General features: G+C 68.7%; 22 protein-coding genes. 7 read left to right on the forward strand and 15 right to left on the reverse strand.

Annotation, left to right across the window (positions count from 1 at the left end):
• Window positions 1-68 precede the first annotated feature (68 nt).
• From F1642_RS09060 to pcaD, 11 genes are all read right to left on the reverse strand, one after another.
• A protein-coding gene (locus F1642_RS09060) for an IS3 family transposase (RefSeq protein ID WP_139599857.1) occupies window positions 69-1,156 on the reverse strand; the annotation gives its coding sequence in 2 pieces (ribosomal slippage) (window positions 69-907 and window positions 907-1,156; 1,089 coding nt in all).
• A gap of 226 nt (window positions 1,157-1,382) precedes the next feature.
• Window positions 1,383-2,219, reverse strand: a complete 837-nt coding sequence (locus F1642_RS09065) for a glycosyltransferase family 2 protein (RefSeq protein ID WP_255522307.1) — start codon at window positions 2,217-2,219, stop codon at window positions 1,383-1,385.
• The gene (locus F1642_RS09070; RefSeq protein WP_194886042.1) at window positions 2,216-3,775 is read right to left on the reverse strand and encodes a glycosyltransferase family 39 protein; all 1,560 of its coding nucleotides are present in this window, start codon (window positions 3,773-3,775) and stop codon (window positions 2,216-2,218) included. Before F1642_RS09070 ends, F1642_RS09065 begins: the two co-directional genes overlap by 4 nt.
• The gene (locus tag F1642_RS09075) at window positions 3,772-4,047 is read right to left on the reverse strand and encodes a lipid-A-disaccharide synthase N-terminal domain-containing protein (protein ID WP_139599840.1); all 276 of its coding nucleotides are present in this window, start codon (window positions 4,045-4,047) and stop codon (window positions 3,772-3,774) included. Before F1642_RS09075 ends, F1642_RS09070 begins: the two co-directional genes overlap by 4 nt.
• A 473-nt stretch (window positions 4,048-4,520) precedes the next feature.
• On the reverse strand, window positions 4,521-5,618 hold the full coding sequence (locus F1642_RS09080) for an alkene reductase (RefSeq protein ID WP_194886043.1): 1,098 nt from the start codon (window positions 5,616-5,618) through the stop codon (window positions 4,521-4,523).
• Between the two features lie 525 nt (window positions 5,619-6,143).
• Window positions 6,144-7,475: a lyase family protein gene (locus F1642_RS09085; protein ID WP_194886044.1), complete on the reverse strand. Its 1,332-nt coding sequence runs from the start codon at window positions 7,473-7,475 to the stop codon at window positions 6,144-6,146.
• 97 nt (window positions 7,476-7,572) lie between these two features.
• Window positions 7,573-8,412, reverse strand: coding sequence for a 3-keto-5-aminohexanoate cleavage protein (locus F1642_RS09090; RefSeq protein WP_194886045.1), 840 nt, complete (start codon window positions 8,410-8,412; stop codon window positions 7,573-7,575).
• Entirely contained in the window at window positions 8,405-8,998 is a 594-nt protein-coding gene (gene pcaG, locus F1642_RS09095) for a protocatechuate 3,4-dioxygenase subunit alpha (RefSeq protein ID WP_194886046.1), read from the reverse strand. Before pcaG ends, F1642_RS09090 begins: the two co-directional genes overlap by 8 nt.
• Before the next feature lies 1 nt (window position 8,999).
• Entirely contained in the window at window positions 9,000-9,713 is a 714-nt protein-coding gene (gene pcaH / locus F1642_RS09100; protein ID WP_148911111.1) for a protocatechuate 3,4-dioxygenase subunit beta, read from the reverse strand.
• A complete protein-coding gene (pcaC, locus tag F1642_RS09105; RefSeq protein ID WP_173403393.1) occupies window positions 9,710-10,099 on the reverse strand; it encodes a 4-carboxymuconolactone decarboxylase in 390 nt (129 codons plus the stop codon). Before pcaC ends, pcaH begins: the two co-directional genes overlap by 4 nt.
• Window positions 10,096-10,878 (reverse strand): 3-oxoadipate enol-lactonase, encoded by a 783-nt coding sequence (gene pcaD, locus F1642_RS09110; protein WP_194886047.1) that lies wholly within the window; start codon window positions 10,876-10,878, stop codon window positions 10,096-10,098. Before pcaD ends, pcaC begins: the two co-directional genes overlap by 4 nt.
• A 77-nt stretch (window positions 10,879-10,955) precedes the next feature.
• Here pcaD and F1642_RS09115 point away from each other — a divergent pair, with 77 nt between their 5' ends.
• Window positions 10,956-11,858: a LysR substrate-binding domain-containing protein gene (locus tag F1642_RS09115; RefSeq protein ID WP_046000612.1), complete on the forward strand. Its 903-nt coding sequence runs from the start codon at window positions 10,956-10,958 to the stop codon at window positions 11,856-11,858.
• Window positions 11,859-12,368: 510 nt separating this feature from the next.
• Here the strand turns inward: F1642_RS09115 and F1642_RS09120 are convergent.
• The 4 genes from F1642_RS09120 to F1642_RS09130 form a co-directional block, all read right to left on the reverse strand.
• Window positions 12,369-13,766, reverse strand: coding sequence for an FAD/NAD(P)-binding protein (locus tag F1642_RS09120; protein ID WP_194886048.1), 1,398 nt, complete (start codon window positions 13,764-13,766; stop codon window positions 12,369-12,371).
• 33 nt (window positions 13,767-13,799) lie between these two features.
• On the reverse strand, window positions 13,800-13,934 hold the full coding sequence (locus F1642_RS15795) for a hypothetical protein (RefSeq protein ID WP_255352874.1): 135 nt from the start codon (window positions 13,932-13,934) through the stop codon (window positions 13,800-13,802).
• Between the two features lie 26 nt (window positions 13,935-13,960).
• Entirely contained in the window at window positions 13,961-14,560 is a 600-nt protein-coding gene (locus tag F1642_RS09125; protein WP_127897616.1) for an alpha/beta hydrolase, read from the reverse strand.
• 87 nt (window positions 14,561-14,647) lie between these two features.
• Complete coding sequence (locus F1642_RS09130) at window positions 14,648-15,130, reverse strand: Lrp/AsnC family transcriptional regulator (RefSeq protein ID WP_194886049.1); 483 nt, start codon at window positions 15,128-15,130, stop codon at window positions 14,648-14,650.
• A gap of 193 nt (window positions 15,131-15,323) precedes the next feature.
• On the opposite strand from F1642_RS09130, the gene F1642_RS09135 reads away from it, so the two are divergent.
• The 6 genes from F1642_RS09135 (at window position 15,324) to cysW (ending at window position 18,979) form a co-directional block, all read left to right on the forward strand.
• A complete protein-coding gene (locus F1642_RS09135; RefSeq protein WP_045983366.1) occupies window positions 15,324-15,788 on the forward strand; it encodes an Rrf2 family transcriptional regulator in 465 nt (154 codons plus the stop codon).
• Window positions 15,789-15,936: 148 nt separating this feature from the next.
• Window positions 15,937-16,149 carry a hypothetical protein gene (locus F1642_RS09140; RefSeq protein WP_194886050.1) on the forward strand — a complete coding sequence of 71 codons (213 nt, stop codon included), beginning with the start codon at window positions 15,937-15,939 and terminating at the stop codon, window positions 16,147-16,149.
• Between the two features lie 17 nt (window positions 16,150-16,166).
• On the forward strand, window positions 16,167-16,292 hold the full coding sequence (locus F1642_RS15800) for a hypothetical protein (RefSeq protein ID WP_255522322.1): 126 nt from the start codon (window positions 16,167-16,169) through the stop codon (window positions 16,290-16,292).
• A gap of 23 nt (window positions 16,293-16,315) precedes the next feature.
• A complete protein-coding gene (locus F1642_RS09145) occupies window positions 16,316-17,290 on the forward strand; it encodes a sulfate ABC transporter substrate-binding protein (protein WP_194886051.1) in 975 nt (324 codons plus the stop codon).
• A complete protein-coding gene (gene cysT / locus F1642_RS09150; RefSeq protein ID WP_194886052.1) occupies window positions 17,287-18,126 on the forward strand; it encodes a sulfate ABC transporter permease subunit CysT in 840 nt (279 codons plus the stop codon). The genes F1642_RS09145 and cysT overlap by 4 nt, the downstream gene beginning before the upstream one ends.
• Complete coding sequence (gene cysW / locus F1642_RS09155; protein ID WP_194886053.1) at window positions 18,119-18,979, forward strand: sulfate ABC transporter permease subunit CysW; 861 nt, start codon at window positions 18,119-18,121, stop codon at window positions 18,977-18,979. The genes cysT and cysW overlap by 8 nt, the downstream gene beginning before the upstream one ends.
• Window positions 18,980-18,992: the final 13 nt, after the last annotated feature.

The raw sequence follows: 18,992 nt of genomic DNA on the forward strand, positions 1-18,992 counted from the left end.
ACTGTTGTATCCTCAGAACAGCCTCGTCGGGTAATCCTCCCCGTTTTAACGGGGTTTGGTCGTAGAACTCACGCAGCCATTTTCAGTTTCTGTGCGGGTGTTATGCCGCCGATGCCCATGTTGGGTCGCTCGTTGTTGTAAGTCCAGAGCCAGTCGGTTGCGATACTCTGTGCCTCCGCGATGGTTTCAAAAATGTAGAGGTCGAGCCATTCATGGCGGACGGTGCGGTTGTAGCGCTCGACGTAAGCGTTCTGCTGCGGTTTGCCGGGCTGGATGTGGGTCAGGACAATGCCCTGCTTTGCGGCCCAGATTGCCAAGGTTGCGCTGATGTATTCCGGGCCGTTGTCGACCCTGATGGCCATGGGCTTGCCGCGCCACTCGATGATCTGGTTCAGCGCCCGAACCACGCGCTCGGCCGGAAGCGAAAAGTCGACCTCAATGCCCAGACCCTCGCGGTTGAAGTCGTCGAGCACGTTCAGCAGCCGGAATTGGCGACCATCGGCCAGACGGTCGGCCATGAAGTCCATGGACCACACGAGGTTCGGCGCGTCTGGAACCGAGAGCACGTCCGGCTTGTGCCGCTTGATGCGCCGCCTTGGCTTGATCCGCAGGTTCAGTTCCAGTTCGCAGTAGATCCGGCGAACGCGCTTGTGGTTCCAGGCATGGCCACGGACATTGCGCAGATACAGGAAGCATAGGCCGAAGCCCCAGGTTCTGTGCGCCTTGGTCAGGCCCTCAAGAAGATCCGCGATGGTCTCGTTCTCGGCACAGCGCTTCGGGCTGTAACGAAAGCACGTCTCGCTGACCCCAAATGTGCGGCAGGCCAGCGCAATGCTGACCCCCTTCGTTGCCACCGCCCTCGCGGCCAACTCGCGGCGTTGAGCTGGCCGCGTCACTTTTTTCCCAAAGCTTCCTTGAGCAGGTCGGCCTGCATGCTCAGGTCCGCGAACATGCGCTTCAGCCGCCGGTTTTCATCCTCCAGCGCCTTCATCTGGCTCATCATGGACGCATCCATACCGCCATACTTCGCCCGCCATTTGTAAAAGCTCGCGCTGCTGATCCCATGCTCTCGGCACAGCTCCGGCACCGCAACACCGCCTTCGGCCTGGCGCAGCACAGCCATGATCTGCGGCTCGGTAAATCGGGTCTTTCTCATTCGAATCTCCTCAGCTCACGCTACGAGAAAATTCTACGAATAAACCCCCTTAACGATGGGGAGGATTACCAGCGCGCCCAATCCGCAGCCCGGTTTCTACCAACAACTCAGCATCCAGCAGCGCAGCCCCTGTCCAGCATCACCACCATTCAATCCTACCCCGCGGGCTAGCCGCGCTCTTGTATCTGGCGGCCGGTAGTGATGCGGACCTCTCCGCCAAGCACGTTCAGGCGAATGGCATGGGCATCGCAGAGGGCCTTTGGATGGCCGTGATGCCGATGGACACTGCAGAGCCGGTGATCATGAGGCTCATGCTGCGCCCCTCAGGTCGGTGGCTCCGGACCGGGCCAGTTCGCGCGTGCGGGGCAGGCGACGGCGGCGGATCAGCCAGGCCGTGCCCAGCAGGTTCGACGATGCCCACCGCCGCGCGCCGCAAATTGCCGTATTTGGACCGGCCGAAGGCGCGGGGGGCGTGGGTCACGGGCACGGTCTGCACCCGCAACCCCTCGCGCGCGACCATGGCGGGCATGAAGCGGTGGATGTGATCGAAATAGGGCAGGGCCAGATAAACCATCCGCGGAAAGGCCTTCAGCCCGCAGCCGCTGTCGCGCACGCCGTCGCGCAGCAGAGCGTTGCGGATGCGGTTCGCCGCGGCCGAGGCCAGCCGCCGCGACGGGCGGTCGCGGCGGTCCACCCGCTGGCCCTGGACCAGGCCCAAGGCCGTGTCGCCCCCGGCAAAGGGCGCCAGCAGGGCAGGAATGTTGTCGGGCGGGTTCTGACCGTCCGCATCCAGCGTCACGATCAGCGCCCCGCGCGCGGCCCAGACCCCGCTGCGGATCGCGGCGGACTGCCCGCAGGACCGGTCGTGGCAGATCACCCGCAGCTGCGGCAGCCGCGTCTGCAGCGCGGCCAGTTCCGCTCGCGTTCCATCGCGCGAGGCGTCGTCGACGACGATGATCTCATGCGCGCGGTCCTGCAGGGTGGCGGCGATGCCGGTCAGCAGGGAGGTGATGTTGCCGGCCCCGTCGCGGGCGGGCAGGACGACGGAAATGTCGGGCGTCATGGCGCGACCTCCTGTGAGCGGTGAAGGGTATAGGTCCTGTCGCGGAACGGCAGCCGCAGGACAGGGGTCATGCCAGGGAAGGGCCGGTCCGTCTGGTCCAAAAGCACGCCGCCCGGATGGTCGCGCAGCCACCCCGCAACGGCGTCGTCGGACAGGTGGGCGACCGGGTTCAGCAGCCGTCCGGCAAAGTTTAGCTGCGCATGATAGGTGCCGTCGGTGACGGCGATGCCTGCGGTATCATGGGGCGCCACGGCCCGGCCCAGATCGGTCATGTCATAGCGGGCGAACAGCAGCGGGCTCAGCCCGAGATGCAGCCCGATCATCAGCGCCAGCGCCAGCGGCAGCGCGGCCAGCGCCATGACCGGCGCCCGCAGCCGCAGGAACGCCGCCAGCCCTGTCAGCGCGCAGAGCCCGCCCAAGGCCAGCGACCACAACGGCAGCGGATCGCCAAGCCGTGCCAGCGCCGGAATGAACCCTGCGCCCGCCGCCAGAGAGGCCAGGATCAGCCCGATCACGGGCGCGGCCAGCCACAGGTCGCGCCGCGTCCACCGCCGCGCGGGCAGGCCGCCCGACAGCAGCAGCGCCAGCGCGGGCAGTTCCGGCAGCAGGTAATGCGCCTGCTTTCCACTGATCACAGAGAATGCGACGAACGCTCCCATGGCCCAGACCGCTGCCAGCCGCGTACCGGGATCGGCCCACAGCCGCCTTGGCCGCAGGTCACCAAACCCCGCCCCGGTCCAGCCGAAGGGCCAGATCATCGCGGGCAGCAGGGCGGCATAGAACCACCAGGGCTTGCGATGGGCAAAGGATGCCACCATGCGCCCGCCGCTTTGCCGCCACAGGACCTCGGTGCGGTATTCGGGCCCGCCCAGGATCAGCGCGGGCACCAGCCACAGGCCGACCGCCACCAGCGCGACGGCCAGCGCCTGCGCCAGCCCGTCCGCCCATTGTCGCGCCGACGGGCGGTCCGGCCCTGCCCAGAGCGGCATCGACAGCGCCACGGGCAGCACGTGGATCAGGATCACCGGCCCCTTGGCATAGACGCCCAGGGCCACGGCCATCCCCAAGGCGACCCAAGTCCCGCGCCGCGGCCTGCGGGCCGCGGACCACAGCGCCATCATCGCCAGCAGCGTGGCCGCGGTCAGCATCGCGTCGAACATGGTGGTCGATCCGAACAGCAGCCAGACCGGCGATACCGCCAGGATCAGCGCCGCGGCCCCGCCACGCGCCGGCCTGTCCGGCCACAGCCGCAAGGCCAGCAGCCCGGTCATCGCCACGCAGGCCGTCGCGAAGGCCGGCCCGACCAGCCGGGCCGCGAAGGCATCGACGCCCACGACCGCCCAGACCAGGTTGATCAGCCAGAACAGCAGCGGCGGCTTGTGCCCGTAGATCGCCCCGTTCAGATGCGGAACCCAGGGCGACTCGCCGACATGCATCTCCCACGCGGCGGCGACATATCGCGTCTCGTCCACGGGCATCAGCGGACGCAGCAGGATCAGCGTCAGCGCGGTCAGCCCGAACAGCAGCGTGGCGGACAGGACGGGCCGCATCCTCATGCCGCGGCCGTCCGGCGATGCTTGCGGATCAGCATCAGGTTGCGCAGATAGACGAACAGCCCCAGCCCCTGGCCCAGCACGAAGACTGGGTCGCCACGCCACAGCGCATAGGCCAGGAGCGTGACCCCGCCCGCCAGCGAGAACCACCAGAACGCGTGCGGGACGACACTGCGTCGCATCCGTTCGCTGGCCAGCCACTGGATGACGAAACGGGCGCTGAACAGCGCCTGCCCCAGAAACCCGATCCCAAGCCAAACCGTCTGTCCCGTCATCCGCCTCGTCGTTGCAGGACAGCTATGCCACGCGAGGCTTGCAGGAAGCGTGCAGTCGAGAGCTTGGATGCGCCGAACTGCATCGTCGATCGCCGGGCGTCTTCCAAAAGGCCGGTCATCGAATGGCCGGGGCCATCCCTCAGGTCATGACAGTTGCAACACCGGGCCGCTGATAGGCCGTGGAATCAGGGGCTGCGCTGGCCCGGACGCCCCATTATGGTTTCAGTCGGATGCGCCCCCCCACCCAGGCGGTATCGACTATCTATGGTCAGTGGAGGCCAACTGGCGGGGCATGCTCACCGCCGTGATCGGGCCAACTCATCTTAGATAGGGGGACGTTGCGAAGTGGTTAAGCTGCCATCCTGCTGTCCCGCCATCCAATGAACTGCGTCGCATGACAGGGACCAGCCCTGTATCGGGCCGGTCCATCGGGTGCGACGCGACGCCCTGTCATGGGGCGCCGCGGAGGGGACTCAGGCCTGATCGGCCGTCGCGTCCATCGGGGGATAGTCCACATAGCCTTCGGCACCGCCGCCATACATCGTGGACTCGTCGGGCTTGGCCAGGGGGGCGCCGGCCCTCATCCGCGCGACCAGGTCGGGGTTCGCGATGTAGGGGCGGCCAAAGGCGAACAGGTCCGCCTTACCCTCTTCCAGGCGCTTCGTCGCCAGGTCCAGGTCATAGCCGTTATTGGCGATATAGGTGCGCGAGAACCGCTGGCGCAGGCTGTCGAAATCGAACGGCGCCACGTCGCGCGGGCCGCCGGTCGCGCCCTCTACAATGTGGATGTAGACCAGGCCAAGCGCCTCCACCCCGTCCACGATATGATCGAACTGCGGCTGCGGATCGCTGCAGGACACCCCGCCGGCCGGAGAGACCGGAGACAGGCGGATGCCCGTGCGGTCCGCGCCGATCTCGGCCACGACCGCCTGGGCCACCTCCAGCATCAGCCGGGCGCGGTTCTCGACCGAGCCGCCATAGGCGTCGGTGCGCTTGTTGGCGCCATCCTTGGCGAACTGGTCCAGCAGATAACCGTTGGCCCCATGGATCTCGACCCCGTCGAAGCCCGCCTCGATGGCGTTGGCCGCAGCCTGGCGGAAATCGTCGACGATGCCCGGGATTTCGTCCAGGCGCAGGGCGCGCGGGGTCGAGGTCTCGACAAATCCGCCGTTCACGAAGGTCTTGGTTTCTGCCGCGATCGCCGAGGGGGCCACGGGGGCCGCGCGGCCCGGCTGCACGTCGACATGCGACACCCGACCCACATGCCACAGCTGCAGGAAGATGCGCCCGCCCTTGGCATGGACCGCATCGGTGACCTTGCGCCATCCGGCGATCTGTTCGGGCGTATAGACGCCGGGCGTGTCCTGATAGCCCTGCGCCTGCGCCGAGATCTGCGTCGCCTCGGCGATGATCAGCCCCGCGGTCGCGCGCTGCGCGTAATATTCGGCCGCATGGGGTCCGGGCACCAGGCCCTCCGCGGCGCGGTTGCGGGTCAGCGGTGCCATGACGATGCGGTTCGCCAGGCGCAGGGGGCCAAGGTCATAGGGCTGAAAGAGCGTGTTCTGGTTCATCGTTTCCGCTTTCCGGGTGTGATTGGTCTTGGTCGTTCAGGGCAGGTAACGCGCAGCGGGCGGAATGTTTTCAGGGCCGTGAAGTATTTCCTGACGCACGGTGTCGCAGCATCCGCGGCCCGGGCGATGGGGGGCTGACAGCCGCGGCACAGGGCGGACGGTCTGGGCTTGGTAGAGCATGCGCGTCGCCTGAGCCGTTGCCAGGGGCGTTTCCGTTCCCTCATCGGGGCATGGTCAGCTGCTTGCAGACCCCTCACTGATCGTAAGTCGGACCCTCGCCATAGCGACGCGATGACGGGGACGTTGGCAGCGCGCAGGTTGGTTTAGGGCGCCGGCTGCCGAACCCCGGCATGACCTCTGGCAGCCGGGGTTTGTCCAGGCATGGGATGATGCATGACCATCTCAACAGGGAAGGGCGCCCGCCGCGATTGGGTCGCGTCGGAAACGCCAGCCACGGCGGGCCTTGCGACGACCGCTGGTCGTGCGCCTGCTGTTCACCTTGCCGCCAGACCGACAGGCCGACGCCTAGGGCATACGGGTCTGCTGACGGTCGGCAAAGGCGCGGGCCTCCTGCGGGGCCAGGCCGAGACCGTTGGCGCGGACCAGCGCGGCCCAGTCCCGGTCCGGCCATTCCTTCTGGGCCAGGTCCAGCAGGTCGCGGCCCTCCGCCAGGGCGGTTGCGCAAAGCCGACCGACCCTGCCTGCGACAGAGGCCCGGTCCAGGCCCAGTTCGGCCACGACCGCGAATGTCAGCGACTCGGCATGGATGGTGCCGGACCCGCCACCCAGGTCGCGCTCCATCGCCTGTGGGTCAGGGGTCAGCCGGTCCAGGACATCCTGCGTCAGCCGCAGCATCGCGCCAAGGCTGACGCAGATCTGCGGCAGGGTCAGCCATTCGGTGAACCACGCCGCGCCGTCGCGGTTCTGTCGATGCACTCCCGCCGCTCCGAAGACCGATGCCAACCCGATCACCTGCCGCGCCAGGGCCGCCAGCGCCGAAGGGCCGACCGGGTTCTGCTTCTGCGGCATGGTCGAGGATGCCCCCCCGCCCTCGATCCGCACCAGGGCCAGACCCGACTGCGTCATCAGCAGCAGGTCCTCGGCCAGCTTGGCCAGGGCGACGGCCACCGCCGCGGCCCAGTCCGCCAGCCGGCCCAGCCCCGAACGGTCGGAATGCCAACCGTGGCCGGGATCCGACAGGTCCAGCGCCTGCGCAAGGCCCGCCCGCACGGCCGCGCCCTGCGGCCCCATCGCCGACAGCGTGCCCGCCGCCCCGGACAACGAAACGCGCAGCACCGCGTCGCGAACCTGTGCCAGATCCTGTGCGTGATCCAGCAGCGGCCATCCCCAGCTGGCCGCGACCGCGCCAAAGCTGGTGGGTGTCGCCGTCTGGCCATAGGTCCGCGCGGCCATGGGCAGGGTGGCGTGCCGATCCGCCAGCGCGGCCAGCTGGGTCAAAACGGCATCCAGGCGGGCGCCCCACAGGTCCAGCATGGGGCGCAGGCGCAGGGCCAGCGCGCTGTCCATGATGTCCTGGCTGGTGGCGCCCCAGTGCAGATGCGCGGCCGCGGGATCGCCGGCCATCTGCCGCCGCATCTCCTGGACCAGGGCGGGGACGGGGACGCCGTTGCGGGCGGTGGCCTGGGCCAGGGATGCCGGATCGATCAGCAGGCCACGGCTGGCCGCGGCGATGGCCGGACCGGCATCGGGGGGGATGACCCCAAGCTGCGCCTGAACCCGGGCCAGCGCGACTTCGACCCGGATCATCGCGTCCAGTTCGGCCTTGGCCGTGAACAGCGCCTGGGTGTCCGGGTCGCCGAACAGCATGGCATAGAGGGGGTTTCCGGCCGCGGTCATGGCCCGACCGCGGCGGGGCTGCGCACCGCCTGGCGGTGCGGGCCGTGGGTCGGCGGTGGCAGGGGCGACTTACGCCCCGTCGTGACATGTACCTGTGTCATGAAACGGTCTCGGGCAGGTTCAAAATCGCGCGGGCCTGCTGCCATGTCGCCACCGGTCGGCGATAGCGGTCGCACAGGTCCACCACCCGCCGCACCAGCGCCGCGTTGGACGGTGCCAGGCGCGTGCGGTCCAGGCGCACGTTGTCCTCCAGGCCCGTGCGGGCGTGACCGCCCGATGCCACGGCCCATTCGTTCAGGACGATCTGGTTCGGGCCGATCCCCGCCGCGCACCAGGGCGCATTCGTGCCGAACAGCCGCCGGACCGTGGCGATGTAGTAGTCGAACACGTTGCGGTCGACCGGCATGGCATTCTTGACGCCCATCACGAACTGCACATAGGGCCGGGTGGTCAGTCGTCCGTCCTGCCACATCGCATGGGCCTGCAGGATGTGGGACAGATCGAAGGCCTCGATTTCGGGCATGACGCCGTGGGTGGCCATCTGCGATGCCAGCCAGTCCACCAGGTCGGGGCTGTTTTCATAGACGCGGGTCGGAAAGTTGTTCGACCCGACCGACAGGCTGGCCATGTCCGGCCGCAGCGGCAGCATGCCGCCCCGGTCGCGGCCCGCGCCCGACCGCCCGCCGGTGGACAACTGCACGATCATGCCGGGGCAATGCCGGCGGACCCCCTCCAGCAGGCGGGCAAAGCGGTCGGGATCGCTGGTGGGCTTGCCCTCGTCGTCGCGGACATGGGCGTGAACGATGGCGGCGCCCGCCTCGAAGGCCTCGTGGGTCGATTCCACCTGTTCGGCGATGGTCACGGGAACGGCCGGGTTGTCGGCCTTGGTCGGAAGGCTGCCGGTGATGGCCACGCAGATGATGCAGGGGTCAGACATCGAGAAATACCGTTTCCTTGTCACCTTGCAGGTGAATGTCGAAGTGATAGTGGCCGTCGGCGCCACGGGCGATCAGGGTGTCGCGGCGATGCGGCTGTTCGATCAGGGACAGCACCGGGTCGGCGGCGTTGTCCTGATCGGCGAAATACATCCGCGTCTGCAGTCCGGTGTTGATGCCCCGCGCGACCAGCCACAGCGACAGGTGCGGCGCCTGCATGCGGCCCCGCGGCCCCGGCACCGCGCCGGGCAGGACGGTGTCCAGCGTGAACTGCCCGGTGTCGAAATCGGGCACCACGCGCGCCCAGTGCCGGAACCCCGCTGCGGCCCCCGGCTGATCGGGGTACAACCCGGCCGCGTCGGCCTGCCAGACCTCGATCAGCACGTCCCGGACCGGTGCGCCCATGCCGTCGAAGACGCAGCCGGTGACGCGGATGCGCGGGCCGGGCACGTCGTCGGGCATGGGGTCAAAGCCCAGTTCGGTGTCATAGATGTCGAATCCTGCCGCCCGCGGGGCCAGCCCGATATGGACATAGGGTCCGGCGGTCTGGGACGGGGTCTCCTTGAGGTAGTTCAACGGCTGCGGCATGTCAGTTTCCCTCCGGCCGGTTCTCGAAGAAGGTCGACCGCCGCCCGCGCAGCACGATGTCGAACCGATAGGCCAGACAGTCCAGCGGCACCGCCTGGTTCAGGTCCAGCGGGGCGATCAGCGCGTCGATGGCGCGGGGATCGGGGATCGCCTGCACGATCGGGCAATGCGCGATCAACGGGTCGCCCTCGAAATACATCTGGGTGATCAGGCGCTGCGCAAAGGCCGTGCCGAAGACCGACAGGTGGATATGCGCGGGCCGCCAGTTGTTGACCCAGTTGCGCCACGGATAGGCGCCGGGCTTGATGGTCCGAAAGGCGTAATGGCCCTGATCGTCGGTCAGAACCCGCCCGCAGCCGCCGAAATTCGGGTCGATCGGGGCCAGGTAGCCATCCTTCTTGTGGCGGTATCGGCCGCCGGCATTGGCCTGCCAGATCTCGACCAGGGTGCGGGGGACGGGGCGGCCGTTCTCGTCCAGGACGCGTCCGTGGACGATGATGCGTTCGCCCACCGGATCGCCGTCCTTGGCATAGTTCGCGATCAAGTCGCCATCCAGCGGGGTGATGGCCCCGTGACCGAAGCGGGGGCCGGTCAGTTCCGACACGGTGCCCTCGATCGACAGCATCGCCTGTCGCGGCGACCGCGCGACCGAGGTCTTGTAGTCGGGGGCCAGCGCGGGCGGATGCCAGGTGCGGTCGCGTTGATAGAGCGTCATGCCTGTCCTCCTTCGGCATCGGCTTCGGCAAAGATGCGGCGGGCCAGGGCGATGGCGTGATTGGCGCGCGGGACGCCGGCATAGATGGCGACGTGCAGCAGCGCCTCCATCACGTCGTCGCGGCTGGTGCCGGTGTTCGGGATGGACCGCAGGTGCAGGGCCAGTTCGCCGTCGTTGCCGAGGCCCGCCAGCAGGGCGATGGTCATCATCGACCGCTCGCGCAGCGGAATCGTGCCGCGCGACCAGACATGGCCCCAGGCCGCATCGGTGATCAGCGCCTGGAACGGTGCGTCGAAGGGCGTCTGCGCGGCCTGCGCGCGGGCGACATGGGCCGGTCCCAGCACGCGTCTGCGGGTGGCAAGGCCGGTGTCTGACAATTCGGTCATGCGGCATGTCTTTCCAGAAAGGGGGTCATCAGCGCGGCGTGGCCGTCGGGCGTCTCGACGCAGGGCAGGTGGCCGGCGCCGGGGATCAGGTGGAAGGTCGCGCCGGGGATCAGGTCGGCGGTGGCGCGCACCATGTCGGGGGGCGATGCGCCGTCGGCCTCGCCCGCGATCACCATCGTGGGCAGGCGCAGTGCCGCGCTGGCCTGCCGTTGATCGGCCCCGGCCAGCGCCCGGCAGGCGGCGACATAGCCCGCGGCAGGCGTGCGGGCCAGCATGTTGCGCCAGGGTGCCAGCGCGGGCGTCGCGCGGAAGGCGGGCGCGAACCAGCGTTCCATCACCGCATCCGCGATACCGGCCATGCCGTCCCGTTCCACCGCCTCGATCCGGGTCTGCCAGCTGTCGGGCGTGCCAAGACGCGCGGCGGTGTTGGACAGGATCAGCGCGCGGACCAGATCGGGCCGGTCGGCCGCCAGGCGCTGCGCGATCAGTCCGCCGATGGACAGGCCCAGCACGACCACCGGGCCGGGGGCCACGGCCTCGATCAGCGCGGCTGCGTCGGCGGCGTGGTCGGCGATGCGGTCTGCGGCGCCCAGATCGGACAGCCCGTGCCCCTGCTTGTCATAGCGCAGATAGCGCAGCCCCTGCGGCAGCAGCGGCAGGACCGCCTCCCACAGGCGCAGATCCGTGCCAAGCGAATTGGCCATCAGCACCACCGGCGCGCCCGTTGGCCCGTCCAGCCGATAGTGCAGCGCGCCATAGGGGCGGGACAAGATTTGCATGGATACTCCTCCTGTCCATAACGTAACATGGGGGCAGGATCGCCGATAATTCAAAATCGGCAGCAAAGGATGCCCATATGATTATGCATCCCGGCATCAAGCTGCGCCATCTGCGGGTCTTTCTGGACATCGCGGCCCGCGGCAGCCTGACCGCGGCGGCGCGGGCGCAGGGCATCACCCAGCCCGCGCTGAGCCGCACCCTGGCAGAGCTGGAGGCCCTGCTGCAGGTGCCGCTGTTCCGGCGCGAGCGGCGGCGGCTGGTGCTGACCGATGCGGGCACGCTGCTGCGCACCCATGCCGCCGCTGCGCTGCAGATGCTGGAGAGCGGGGTCGCCGCGCTGCATCCGGTCGCGGGGACGGACCGATTGCGGGTGGGCATCCTGCCCACGGCGGCCACGCGGCTGTTCCCGCGCGTGGCGCTGCGCTTTCGCGAGATGCATCCGCATGTGACCCTGTCGGTCGAGACGGGGCCGCATCCGCATCTGATCCGCCTGCTGCGCGAGGGCGGGATCGACCTGATGATCGGGCGCATGCCGGCCGCCGCCGACATGGCGGGCCTGCGCTTCGATCACCTCTACGAGGATCAGGTCGCGCTGGTGTCCCGCGCCGGGCATCCGTGCTGGGGGCAGCCGGTGCGTGACGTCCTGTCGGCCTGTCCGGTGATCCTGCCGCCGCAGGACGCGCTGATCCGCCGGGCGGTCGACGACTACTTGCAGGCCCGCAACCTGGCCGGGCTGCATCCCGCGTTCGAGACCGCGGCGCTGGCGGTGGGTCGGGGCATCCTTGCGGCATCGGACGCGCTGTGGTTCATCTCGCAAGGCGTGGTCGGGGACGAGCTGGACCGAGGCGCGCTGATCCAGTGGCCGACCGATGCAGGGTTCCTGACCGGCGCGGTCGGCCTGACGCGCCGGCAGGTCGGGCCGGACAATGCGATGCTGGACGTGCTGACGCGCCTGGCGACAGACGGGACGCGGACCTAAAGCAGGATCAGCGACGGTCGCGATGGTGCATGCTGGTGCAATACTGCGGTGACAATGGACATGGCCGACGGCGACCCGCGTCGGCCTGCAAGCCTGGAACTCATTGACAGCCCCGCGCGCGGAAGTGTTCGGGGATGCTGCTACCGCGATTGCGGTCCACCGGCGGTCTTTACACTGTCTGTTGCAAGGTTCGGTGCTGTCATCGCGGCACGCAATGCCTTTGGCTGCACCGTCATCTGGTACGCTGCGCGATCGAGCCCGCTTTTCCCCGTCTATCGCGGAGCACGGCACAACTGGCGGTTCGGACGCTTCCTCAAGCCAAGCATCTTGTGGCTTTGTCTGTCGTGACTTGGCGGTACGGCACCACGATCTGCCTTTGTCCATGCCGTGCAAAACGGCCAGTCACCTGCCGACAGGTTCGCCCTTGCAGACCCACAAACGATAGGTCCGATACGAGGGCCTACCCCCTGAGCAGTCGATGCCGCAGGGCGACCGGCTCTGCCATCGGTTTCAGGGTGCCGCTGTGGCCGCTTGCTGGTGCGGGGCCACGTCGCGGATCAGCGCAACGGCCAGCGTTTGGGCCTGGTCGCGGATGTCGGGGATGGCGGTGATCTCCCAGAACGCTGCGCGCGATGCCGGGCCGATGACGCGGATGCGGGGGTCCGGGCGGCCGTCGGCGCCGATCAGGGCGCAGTCGGCCGCGACATCCAGACCGATCCGCACGGGATCGATGCGGGCGCGGCCGGTGGCCAGCAGGTCGGCGACCAGCGGCGTCGCGTTGGCCCGCGGGTCGCGGCGGATGCCGCGGCAGTCGACGATCCGCGCCGCATCCAGCGTCCGGATACGATTGGCCCCGCGCGGGCGCCAATGCGCGCGCAGGATCGCGCCGTCCCGGCTGGCCCCGTCGAAGCGGCCCGCCAGCTGCCGCATCTGGCCGCTGTCCAGCGCGCGATGCAGGATGGCCGCGCTTTCCGGGGGCAGGCGGTGGCGGTGCACCTCCCACCAGGGGGCGGCGTGGCGCAGGAAGCGGGCGCGGTCCGCCACGGACATGGCACGCCACAGGGCCGACAGGTGCGGGCGGACGCCGTCGACCGCGTCGCGCCAGGTGCCGCCCTGCGCCTCGGCCCTGGCGGCAAGATCGCGCAGCCAGGACAGGACAAAGCTGACCGGGGCGCCCAAAGGCACCTCGGCCCGGGTGATCGACAGGGGCGCGCCCGTGGCATGCACACGCGGCAGTTGGGCGCGACGTGACAGGGCCACGATTTCCCCGCGGTGGCCGTGGGACAGCAGGCTGATGGCCTGGTCCACCATCGACAGGCCGGACCCGATGATGACCACGCGCCCGCCCTGGGGCGGGGGGTCGGCCTGCTGCCAGGCGCCGTGGACCAGGCCTGTCGGGTCCGGTCCGGGCAGGGCATGGCCGGTGGCCAGCACGGCCCGGTCGGCGGGAACGACCTGGCCGTCGTCCAGATGCGCCGCGGCCCCGGCCCGCGTGGTGACCAGCCGGATGCATGTCGCGCGCAGACAGCGCAGCCGCCCGTCGGCCGACAGCGGCGCCAGCAGATCGGTCATGTAGGCGCCATAGGTCGCGCGGCCCACGAAGCAGGCGCCCGTCGCGCCGTCTCCGCGCGCGGCCAGCCAGCGGCGGAAATGGTCGGGATCGTCGGGAAAGGCGCTCATGTTGGCGACGCGGGTGTTCAGCAGATGGCCCGGATCGCTGGTCGAATAGGCCACGCCGCAGCCCAGCATGTGCCGCCCCTCGATCACGGTGACACGCAGGGGCGTGGCCGGGTCGCGCAGCACATGGGCGGCCAACAGGACACCGCTGGCGCCGCCACCGATGATGACGACATGGGGCAGATGGGCCGCATGGGGCGCAGACGTGTCGGCCAGGGGGATGGTCTTCATGGCGGGCTCCTTCGCTTGGGTGCGGGGGCGGTCCTAGAGGGCGGCGATCAGCAGCCCCGCCCACAGGACCAGGCTGGCACCGACCAGCGTGGGGACGATGCGGTCGGGACGGTCGGTGTCGCGGGGATGGGTGCGGCGCAGATAGGCCTCGGTCTGGATGTCGAACATGGCAACCTCGGGTCCGGTGATGGGGGTCAGGCCAGCCGTCGGGCGGGCAGGGACAGGGGGGCGGGGCGCGCGCCGAACAGGCGCCGCAGGACCCCGGGTCGCGCGGTGCGCGCCAGCAGGTCGTCGCGCAGCGCCTTGCCCGCGGGCCAGGGGCCAAAGCCCGATGCCGCATTGACATGGCCCGCATGGCCGATGTCGTGCAGGTCCGCGCCCCAATGCGCCGCCAGCTGTCGGCTGTGGTCGAAAGCCATCCACGGGTCGTTGCGGCTTGCCACCAGCGTCGCGGGCACGTCGAACCGTTCGCGCGGCAGGGCACCGAAACCGCGGGTGCGGTCCGAGGTGGCCGGATCGGCAGGCGCGACCAGCAGCGCGGCCCGCACCCGCAGCCCCGGCCAGCGGGCCAGCAGATGCGCGATGGTCACCGCGCCAAGCGAATGGCCGACCAGGATGCTGTCGGGATGGGCCATGATGTGGACGGCCAGCGTGGCCTCCCAGACTTCGCGGACGGGACGGCCCGTGTCACCCATGTCCAGCAGCATCGCATTGGGGTCGGTGCGCGCCCACCAGTCCTGCCAGTGCGGCGCAGGAGAGCCGTCGAGGCCGGGGACGATCAGGGTCTTGGTCATCGGATTTCTCCTTTTATCTCTCATAAGACTACAAGGATGGTCGTGTATTGCGATTCCAAAGATCACCCCCGAAAAGGGAACAGGGTTCTATCGGTCGCGGGTGTTGACGGGATAGGCGGTGGTGTAGCGCAGCCGTTCCATCGCGAATTGCGATGTGACGTTCTTGATCGCCACGGCGTCGGTCAGCGCCCTGTAGAAGCGGTCATAGGCGGCCATGTCCGGCACCGCCACGCGCAGTAGATAGTCGATGTCACCGGCCATCCGCCAAGCTTCCATGACCTCGGGCAGGGCGTCGATGGCGCGGGCAAAGGCGGCGCGCCATTGCGTGCCTTGGTCTGGCGCCTCGATGCCGACGAAGACGGTCAGGCCGAATCCCAGCATCGCCGGATCGGCCAGCGCCACGCGCCCGGTCAGCACGCCGTTCGCCTCCAGCTTCTGAATGCGCTTCCAGCAAGGGGTCTGGGACAGGCCCACCCTGTCGGCAATCTGCGCGATGGGGGTGGTGGCGTCTGCCATCAGCGTGGCGACGATCTTGCGGTCGATCAGGTCCAGGGGCGGGATCTGGGTCATCGTGCGATTCCTTTCGTCGCCAGCATGCCGCAATAGAATATAAAGTCTAGCGTGATTGTCGTTATTAGCCATGACTGGATGATCCCGGCGCAGACATGCCCAATAAAAACCACGCCGCTGGGTCGTCTTTTCTTTTCGCAGGGCGCGATCCGCCTTATATCCAGTGGACAGCAACGCAATCCGGGGCAGGGTCATGATCACGCAAAAGATGAAATACGCGCTGAAGGCCCTGCTAGTTCTGGGCGACGAGGCGCGCAGCCCGCGTCCCGAGCCGCTGACGATCGAAGTCATTGCCAGGCGGTCGGGCACCCCCAAGCGGTTCCTGGAGCAGATCCTGCTGGAGGTGCGCAATGCCGGTGTCGTGGCCTCGATCCGTGGACGGTCGGGGGGGTACACGCTGATCAAGCGCCCCGAGGACGTGTCGATCTCGGAGCTGCTGCGGCTGATCGACGGGCCGATCGCGCCCCTGCCGTGCCTGTCGCGGCGTGCCTATCAGCGGTGCGAGGACTGCACCGACGAGGCCAGCTGCCGCCTGCGTCGCGTGTTCTCGGAGGTGTTCTGGTCCTATCTCATCCTGATCGAATCCCTCAGCCTGGCCGACATGTTGGGCACGCCCGACGTGGCGCAGGCGGTGCTGCAGGACGGCGCGACCGCCTGAGCCGACCGCGATCCGGCGGTTTCGGAGAATAATCATCTCTTTTCACGACCGAATTAGGCGTGATTCTTCCTTTGCTAAACACGAGTATCCCTGTCGTTATTAAGGTATCGTAGCGCCGCACTTGGCCCGAACCGAAAGGGATGACCCGATGACCTCGACCCACCCCCTGACCCATGGCCGCCCGGCGCTGTGCGCCGTGACGCTGATCGACCGCCGCACCGGCCGCCCGCACCGCGTGAACGGCGCAGCCCTGGTCGCGCTGAGCCGCGACCCCCACGGCGCCGCGGCCGAACTGCTGGCCGGGCGCGACGCCCGGCTGTGGGATGCCCGCATCCAGCCGCTGCCCGCCAGCGCCCGCTGACCCGGACAGGACGGCCCATGACCCCGATCGCAGTCAGCATCCCCGCGCAGACCGCCGGCCCGGACGCGGCCACGGCCCCCCAGACCCGGCGCTCCGCGCCGGGCTGGTGGCCGACCGGCCGCCTGACGCCCACCGGCATCTGACCCATCCCATCACGAGGACCATCATGTTCATCCGCCCCGCCATCCTGTCGCTGCTGCTGCTGGCCCCCGCCGCCCAAGCGCAGGATCTGCTGAACGTCAGCTATGACCCCACGCGCGAGCTCTATCGCGACGTCAATCAGGCCTTTGCCGCCCATTGGCAGGCCCAGGGCCATGATGCCCCGACCATCGAGACCAGCCACGGCGGGTCGGGCGCGCAGGCACGATCCGTGATCGACGGCCTGAACGCGCAGGTGGTGACGTTGGCGCTGGCCTCCGACATCGACCAGATCGCCGCCGCCGGAAAGCTGCCGGCCGACTGGCAGTCGCGGCTGCCGCACAATTCCAGCCCCTATACCTCGACCATCGTGTTCCTGGTGCGCGACGGCAATCCCAAGGGCATCCAGGATTGGGGCGACCTGACCGCCGAGGGGGTCGAGGTGATCACGCCCAACCCCAAGACATCAGGCGGTGCGCGCTGGAACTATCTGGCGGCCTGGGCATGGGCCCAGAAGAACGGCCGCGACCCGGCCGAGTTCCTGGGCCAGATCTTTGCCAACGTGCCGGTCCTGGACACGGGCGCGCGGGGCGCGACCACGACCTTTGCACAGCGCGGCATCGGCGACGTGCTGCTGGCCTGGGAGAACGAGGCCTATCTGGCGCTGGCCGAACTGGGCGAGGATCAGTTCGACATCGTCGTGCCCAGCCTGTCGATCCTGGCCGAACCGCCGGTGGCCTTGGTCGATGGCAACATCGCGGACGACGCGCAGCGTGACCTGGCCAGCGCCTATCTGGATTATCTTTACACCCCGGAAGGGCAGGCCTTGGCCTTCAAGCACTATTACCGCGCGTGGGACGCCAGCGCCGCCGACCCCGCGGATGTCGCCCGCTTCCCCAAGCTGGAGCTGGTCACCATCGACGAGATGGGTGGTTGGGCCAAGCTACAGCCCGAGCATTTCGGCGACGGCGGCATCTTCGACCAGATCTACGTGGCGAAATGAGCGGCCGACCCCTCGTCAGCCGCACGGCGATGCCCGGTCTCGGCCTGTCGGCTGGGATCACCCTGTTCATGCTGACGCTGGTGGTGTTCCTGCCCATCGGCGCGCTGCTCTGGCAGGGTGCGGCCTTCGGCCCGGCGGCCGTGTGGGACACGATTAACCGCGAGCGGGTCTGGGCGGCGCTGTGGCTGTCCTTCCGGCTGTCCTTCCTGGCGGCCTGCTTCAACCTGATCTTCGGGGTGATCCTGGCCTGGGTTCTGGTGCGCTGTCGCTTTCCGGGGCGGCGCATCATCGATGCGGCGGTGGATCTGCCCTTCGCACTGCCCACCGCGGTGGCGGGCATCGCGCTGACCGCGCTTTATGCGCCGAACGGGGTGCTGGGCAGCCTGGCCGGTGATCTGGGCTGGCGCATCGCCTATACGCAATGGGGGATCTGGCTTGCCTTGGTCTTCGTGGGCCTGCCCTTCGTGACGCGCACCGTCCAGCCGGTGATCGAGGAGATCGAGACTGAGGTGGAGGAGGCCTCCGCCACGCTCGGCGCGTCGCGTTGGCACACCCTGCGCCACGTGATCGCGCCGATGCTGATGCCCGCCGCCCTGACCGGGTTCGCACTGTCGCTGGCGCGTGCGGTCGGCGAATACGGGTCGGTCATCTTCATCGCGGGCAACATCCCGCTGCGCACCGAGATCGCCCCCCTGCTGATCGTGATCCAGTTGGAGGAGTACAATTACGGTGCCGCCGCCGCCATTGGCCTGGCGATGCTGGCCATCAGCTTCGCCATGCTGCTGGCGATCAACCTCATCCAGATCTGGTCACGCCGGAGGATCGGTCATGTCTGACGCCACCCACCCCTTCCGCCGCGCGACCGAGGAATCGCCCGCCGCCCGGTGGGCACTGATCGCCGTCGCGGTGGGGGGCCTGGCCCTGCTTGTCGGCGCCCCGCTGGTCATCGTCTTTGCCGAGGCCCTGTCGCGGGGCTGGGCCGCCGCGGTCGCAAGCCTGGCCAGCCGCGACGCGCAATCCGCGATCCGCCTGACCCTGCTGATCACCGCCATCGCCGTGCCGCTGAACGCGGTCTTCGGCATCGCCGCCGCCTGGTTCGTCACCAAGTTCGACTTTCGCGGCAAGGCCTTCCTGATCACCCTCATCGACCTGCCCTTCAGCGTCAGCCCGGTCGTGGCGGGCCTGTGCATCGTGCTGCTGTTCGGGGCCAATTCGGCCATCGGCGGCTGGCTGGTGGCCAGCGGATACCTGATCGTCTTTGCCGTTCCGGGGATCGTGCTGGCCACGGTCTTCGTGACCTTCCCCTTTGTCGCGCGCGAGCTGATCCCCGTAATGATCGAGCAGGGCCGTGCCGAGGAGGAGGCCGCGCTGACGCTTGGCGCATCGGGCTGGCGGGTGTTCCGCACGGTGACGCTGCCCAACATCCGGTGGGCGCTCCTCTATGGTACGCTTTTGTGCACCGCCCGCGCGATGGGCGAATTCGGTGCGGTCGCGGTCGTGTCAGGCAAGATCCGCGGCCAGACCGCGACCATGCCGATCACCATCGAGATGTTCTACAACGAATACCTGTCGGTCGCGGCCTTTTCCATGGCGGCGCTGCTGACGGGGTTCGCGCTGCTGACGCTGATGCTCAAGACCGCGCTGGAACTGCGCCATGCCGACGCGTTGTCGGCCACCCGCCGCCATTAGGGAAGGACAACCC

This window comes from Paracoccus sp. NBH48 (assembly GCF_015390265.1).
Lineage (GTDB): Bacteria > Pseudomonadota > Alphaproteobacteria > Rhodobacterales > Rhodobacteraceae > Paracoccus > Paracoccus marcusii.

Excerpts from the sequence above, each read along its gene's own strand:
- pcaC (WP_173403393.1), bottom strand. The coding sequence starts at position 10,099 with ATGACCGAATTGTCAGACACCGGCCTTGCCACCCGCAGACGCGTGCTG.
- F1642_RS09130 (WP_194886049.1), bottom strand. The coding sequence starts at position 15,130 with ATGACCCAGATCCCGCCCCTGGACCTGATCGACCGCAAGATCGTCGCC.
- cysW (WP_194886053.1), top strand. The coding sequence starts at position 18,119 with ATGTCTGACGCCACCCACCCCTTCCGCCGCGCGACCGAGGAATCGCCC.
- F1642_RS09085 (WP_194886044.1), bottom strand. The coding sequence starts at position 7,475 with ATGACCGCGGCCGGAAACCCCCTCTATGCCATGCTGTTCGGCGACCCG.
- F1642_RS09115 (WP_046000612.1), top strand. The coding sequence starts at position 10,956 with ATGATTATGCATCCCGGCATCAAGCTGCGCCATCTGCGGGTCTTTCTG.
- F1642_RS09140 (WP_194886050.1), top strand. The coding sequence starts at position 15,937 with ATGACCTCGACCCACCCCCTGACCCATGGCCGCCCGGCGCTGTGCGCC.
- F1642_RS15800 (WP_255522322.1), top strand. The coding sequence starts at position 16,167 with ATGACCCCGATCGCAGTCAGCATCCCCGCGCAGACCGCCGGCCCGGAC.
- F1642_RS09090 (WP_194886045.1), bottom strand. The coding sequence starts at position 8,412 with ATGTCTGACCCCTGCATCATCTGCGTGGCCATCACCGGCAGCCTTCCG.
- pcaG (WP_194886046.1), bottom strand. The coding sequence starts at position 8,998 with ATGCCGCAGCCGTTGAACTACCTCAAGGAGACCCCGTCCCAGACCGCC.
- F1642_RS09125 (WP_127897616.1), bottom strand. The coding sequence starts at position 14,560 with ATGACCAAGACCCTGATCGTCCCCGGCCTCGACGGCTCTCCTGCGCCG.
- F1642_RS15795 (WP_255352874.1), bottom strand. The coding sequence starts at position 13,934 with ATGTTCGACATCCAGACCGAGGCCTATCTGCGCCGCACCCATCCCCGC.
- pcaH (WP_148911111.1), bottom strand. The coding sequence starts at position 9,713 with ATGACGCTCTATCAACGCGACCGCACCTGGCATCCGCCCGCGCTGGCC.
- F1642_RS09080 (WP_194886043.1), bottom strand. The coding sequence starts at position 5,618 with ATGAACCAGAACACGCTCTTTCAGCCCTATGACCTTGGCCCCCTGCGC.
- pcaD (WP_194886047.1), bottom strand. The coding sequence starts at position 10,878 with ATGCAAATCTTGTCCCGCCCCTATGGCGCGCTGCACTATCGGCTGGAC.
- F1642_RS09065 (WP_255522307.1), bottom strand. The coding sequence starts at position 2,219 with ATGACGCCCGACATTTCCGTCGTCCTGCCCGCCCGCGACGGGGCCGGC.
- F1642_RS09120 (WP_194886048.1), bottom strand. The coding sequence starts at position 13,766 with ATGAAGACCATCCCCCTGGCCGACACGTCTGCGCCCCATGCGGCCCAT.
- F1642_RS09070 (WP_194886042.1), bottom strand. The coding sequence starts at position 3,775 with ATGAGGATGCGGCCCGTCCTGTCCGCCACGCTGCTGTTCGGGCTGACC.
- F1642_RS09075 (WP_139599840.1), bottom strand. The coding sequence starts at position 4,047 with ATGACGGGACAGACGGTTTGGCTTGGGATCGGGTTTCTGGGGCAGGCG.
- F1642_RS09135 (WP_045983366.1), top strand. The coding sequence starts at position 15,324 with ATGATCACGCAAAAGATGAAATACGCGCTGAAGGCCCTGCTAGTTCTG.
- F1642_RS09145 (WP_194886051.1), top strand. The coding sequence starts at position 16,316 with ATGTTCATCCGCCCCGCCATCCTGTCGCTGCTGCTGCTGGCCCCCGCC.
- cysT (WP_194886052.1), top strand. The coding sequence starts at position 17,287 with ATGAGCGGCCGACCCCTCGTCAGCCGCACGGCGATGCCCGGTCTCGGC.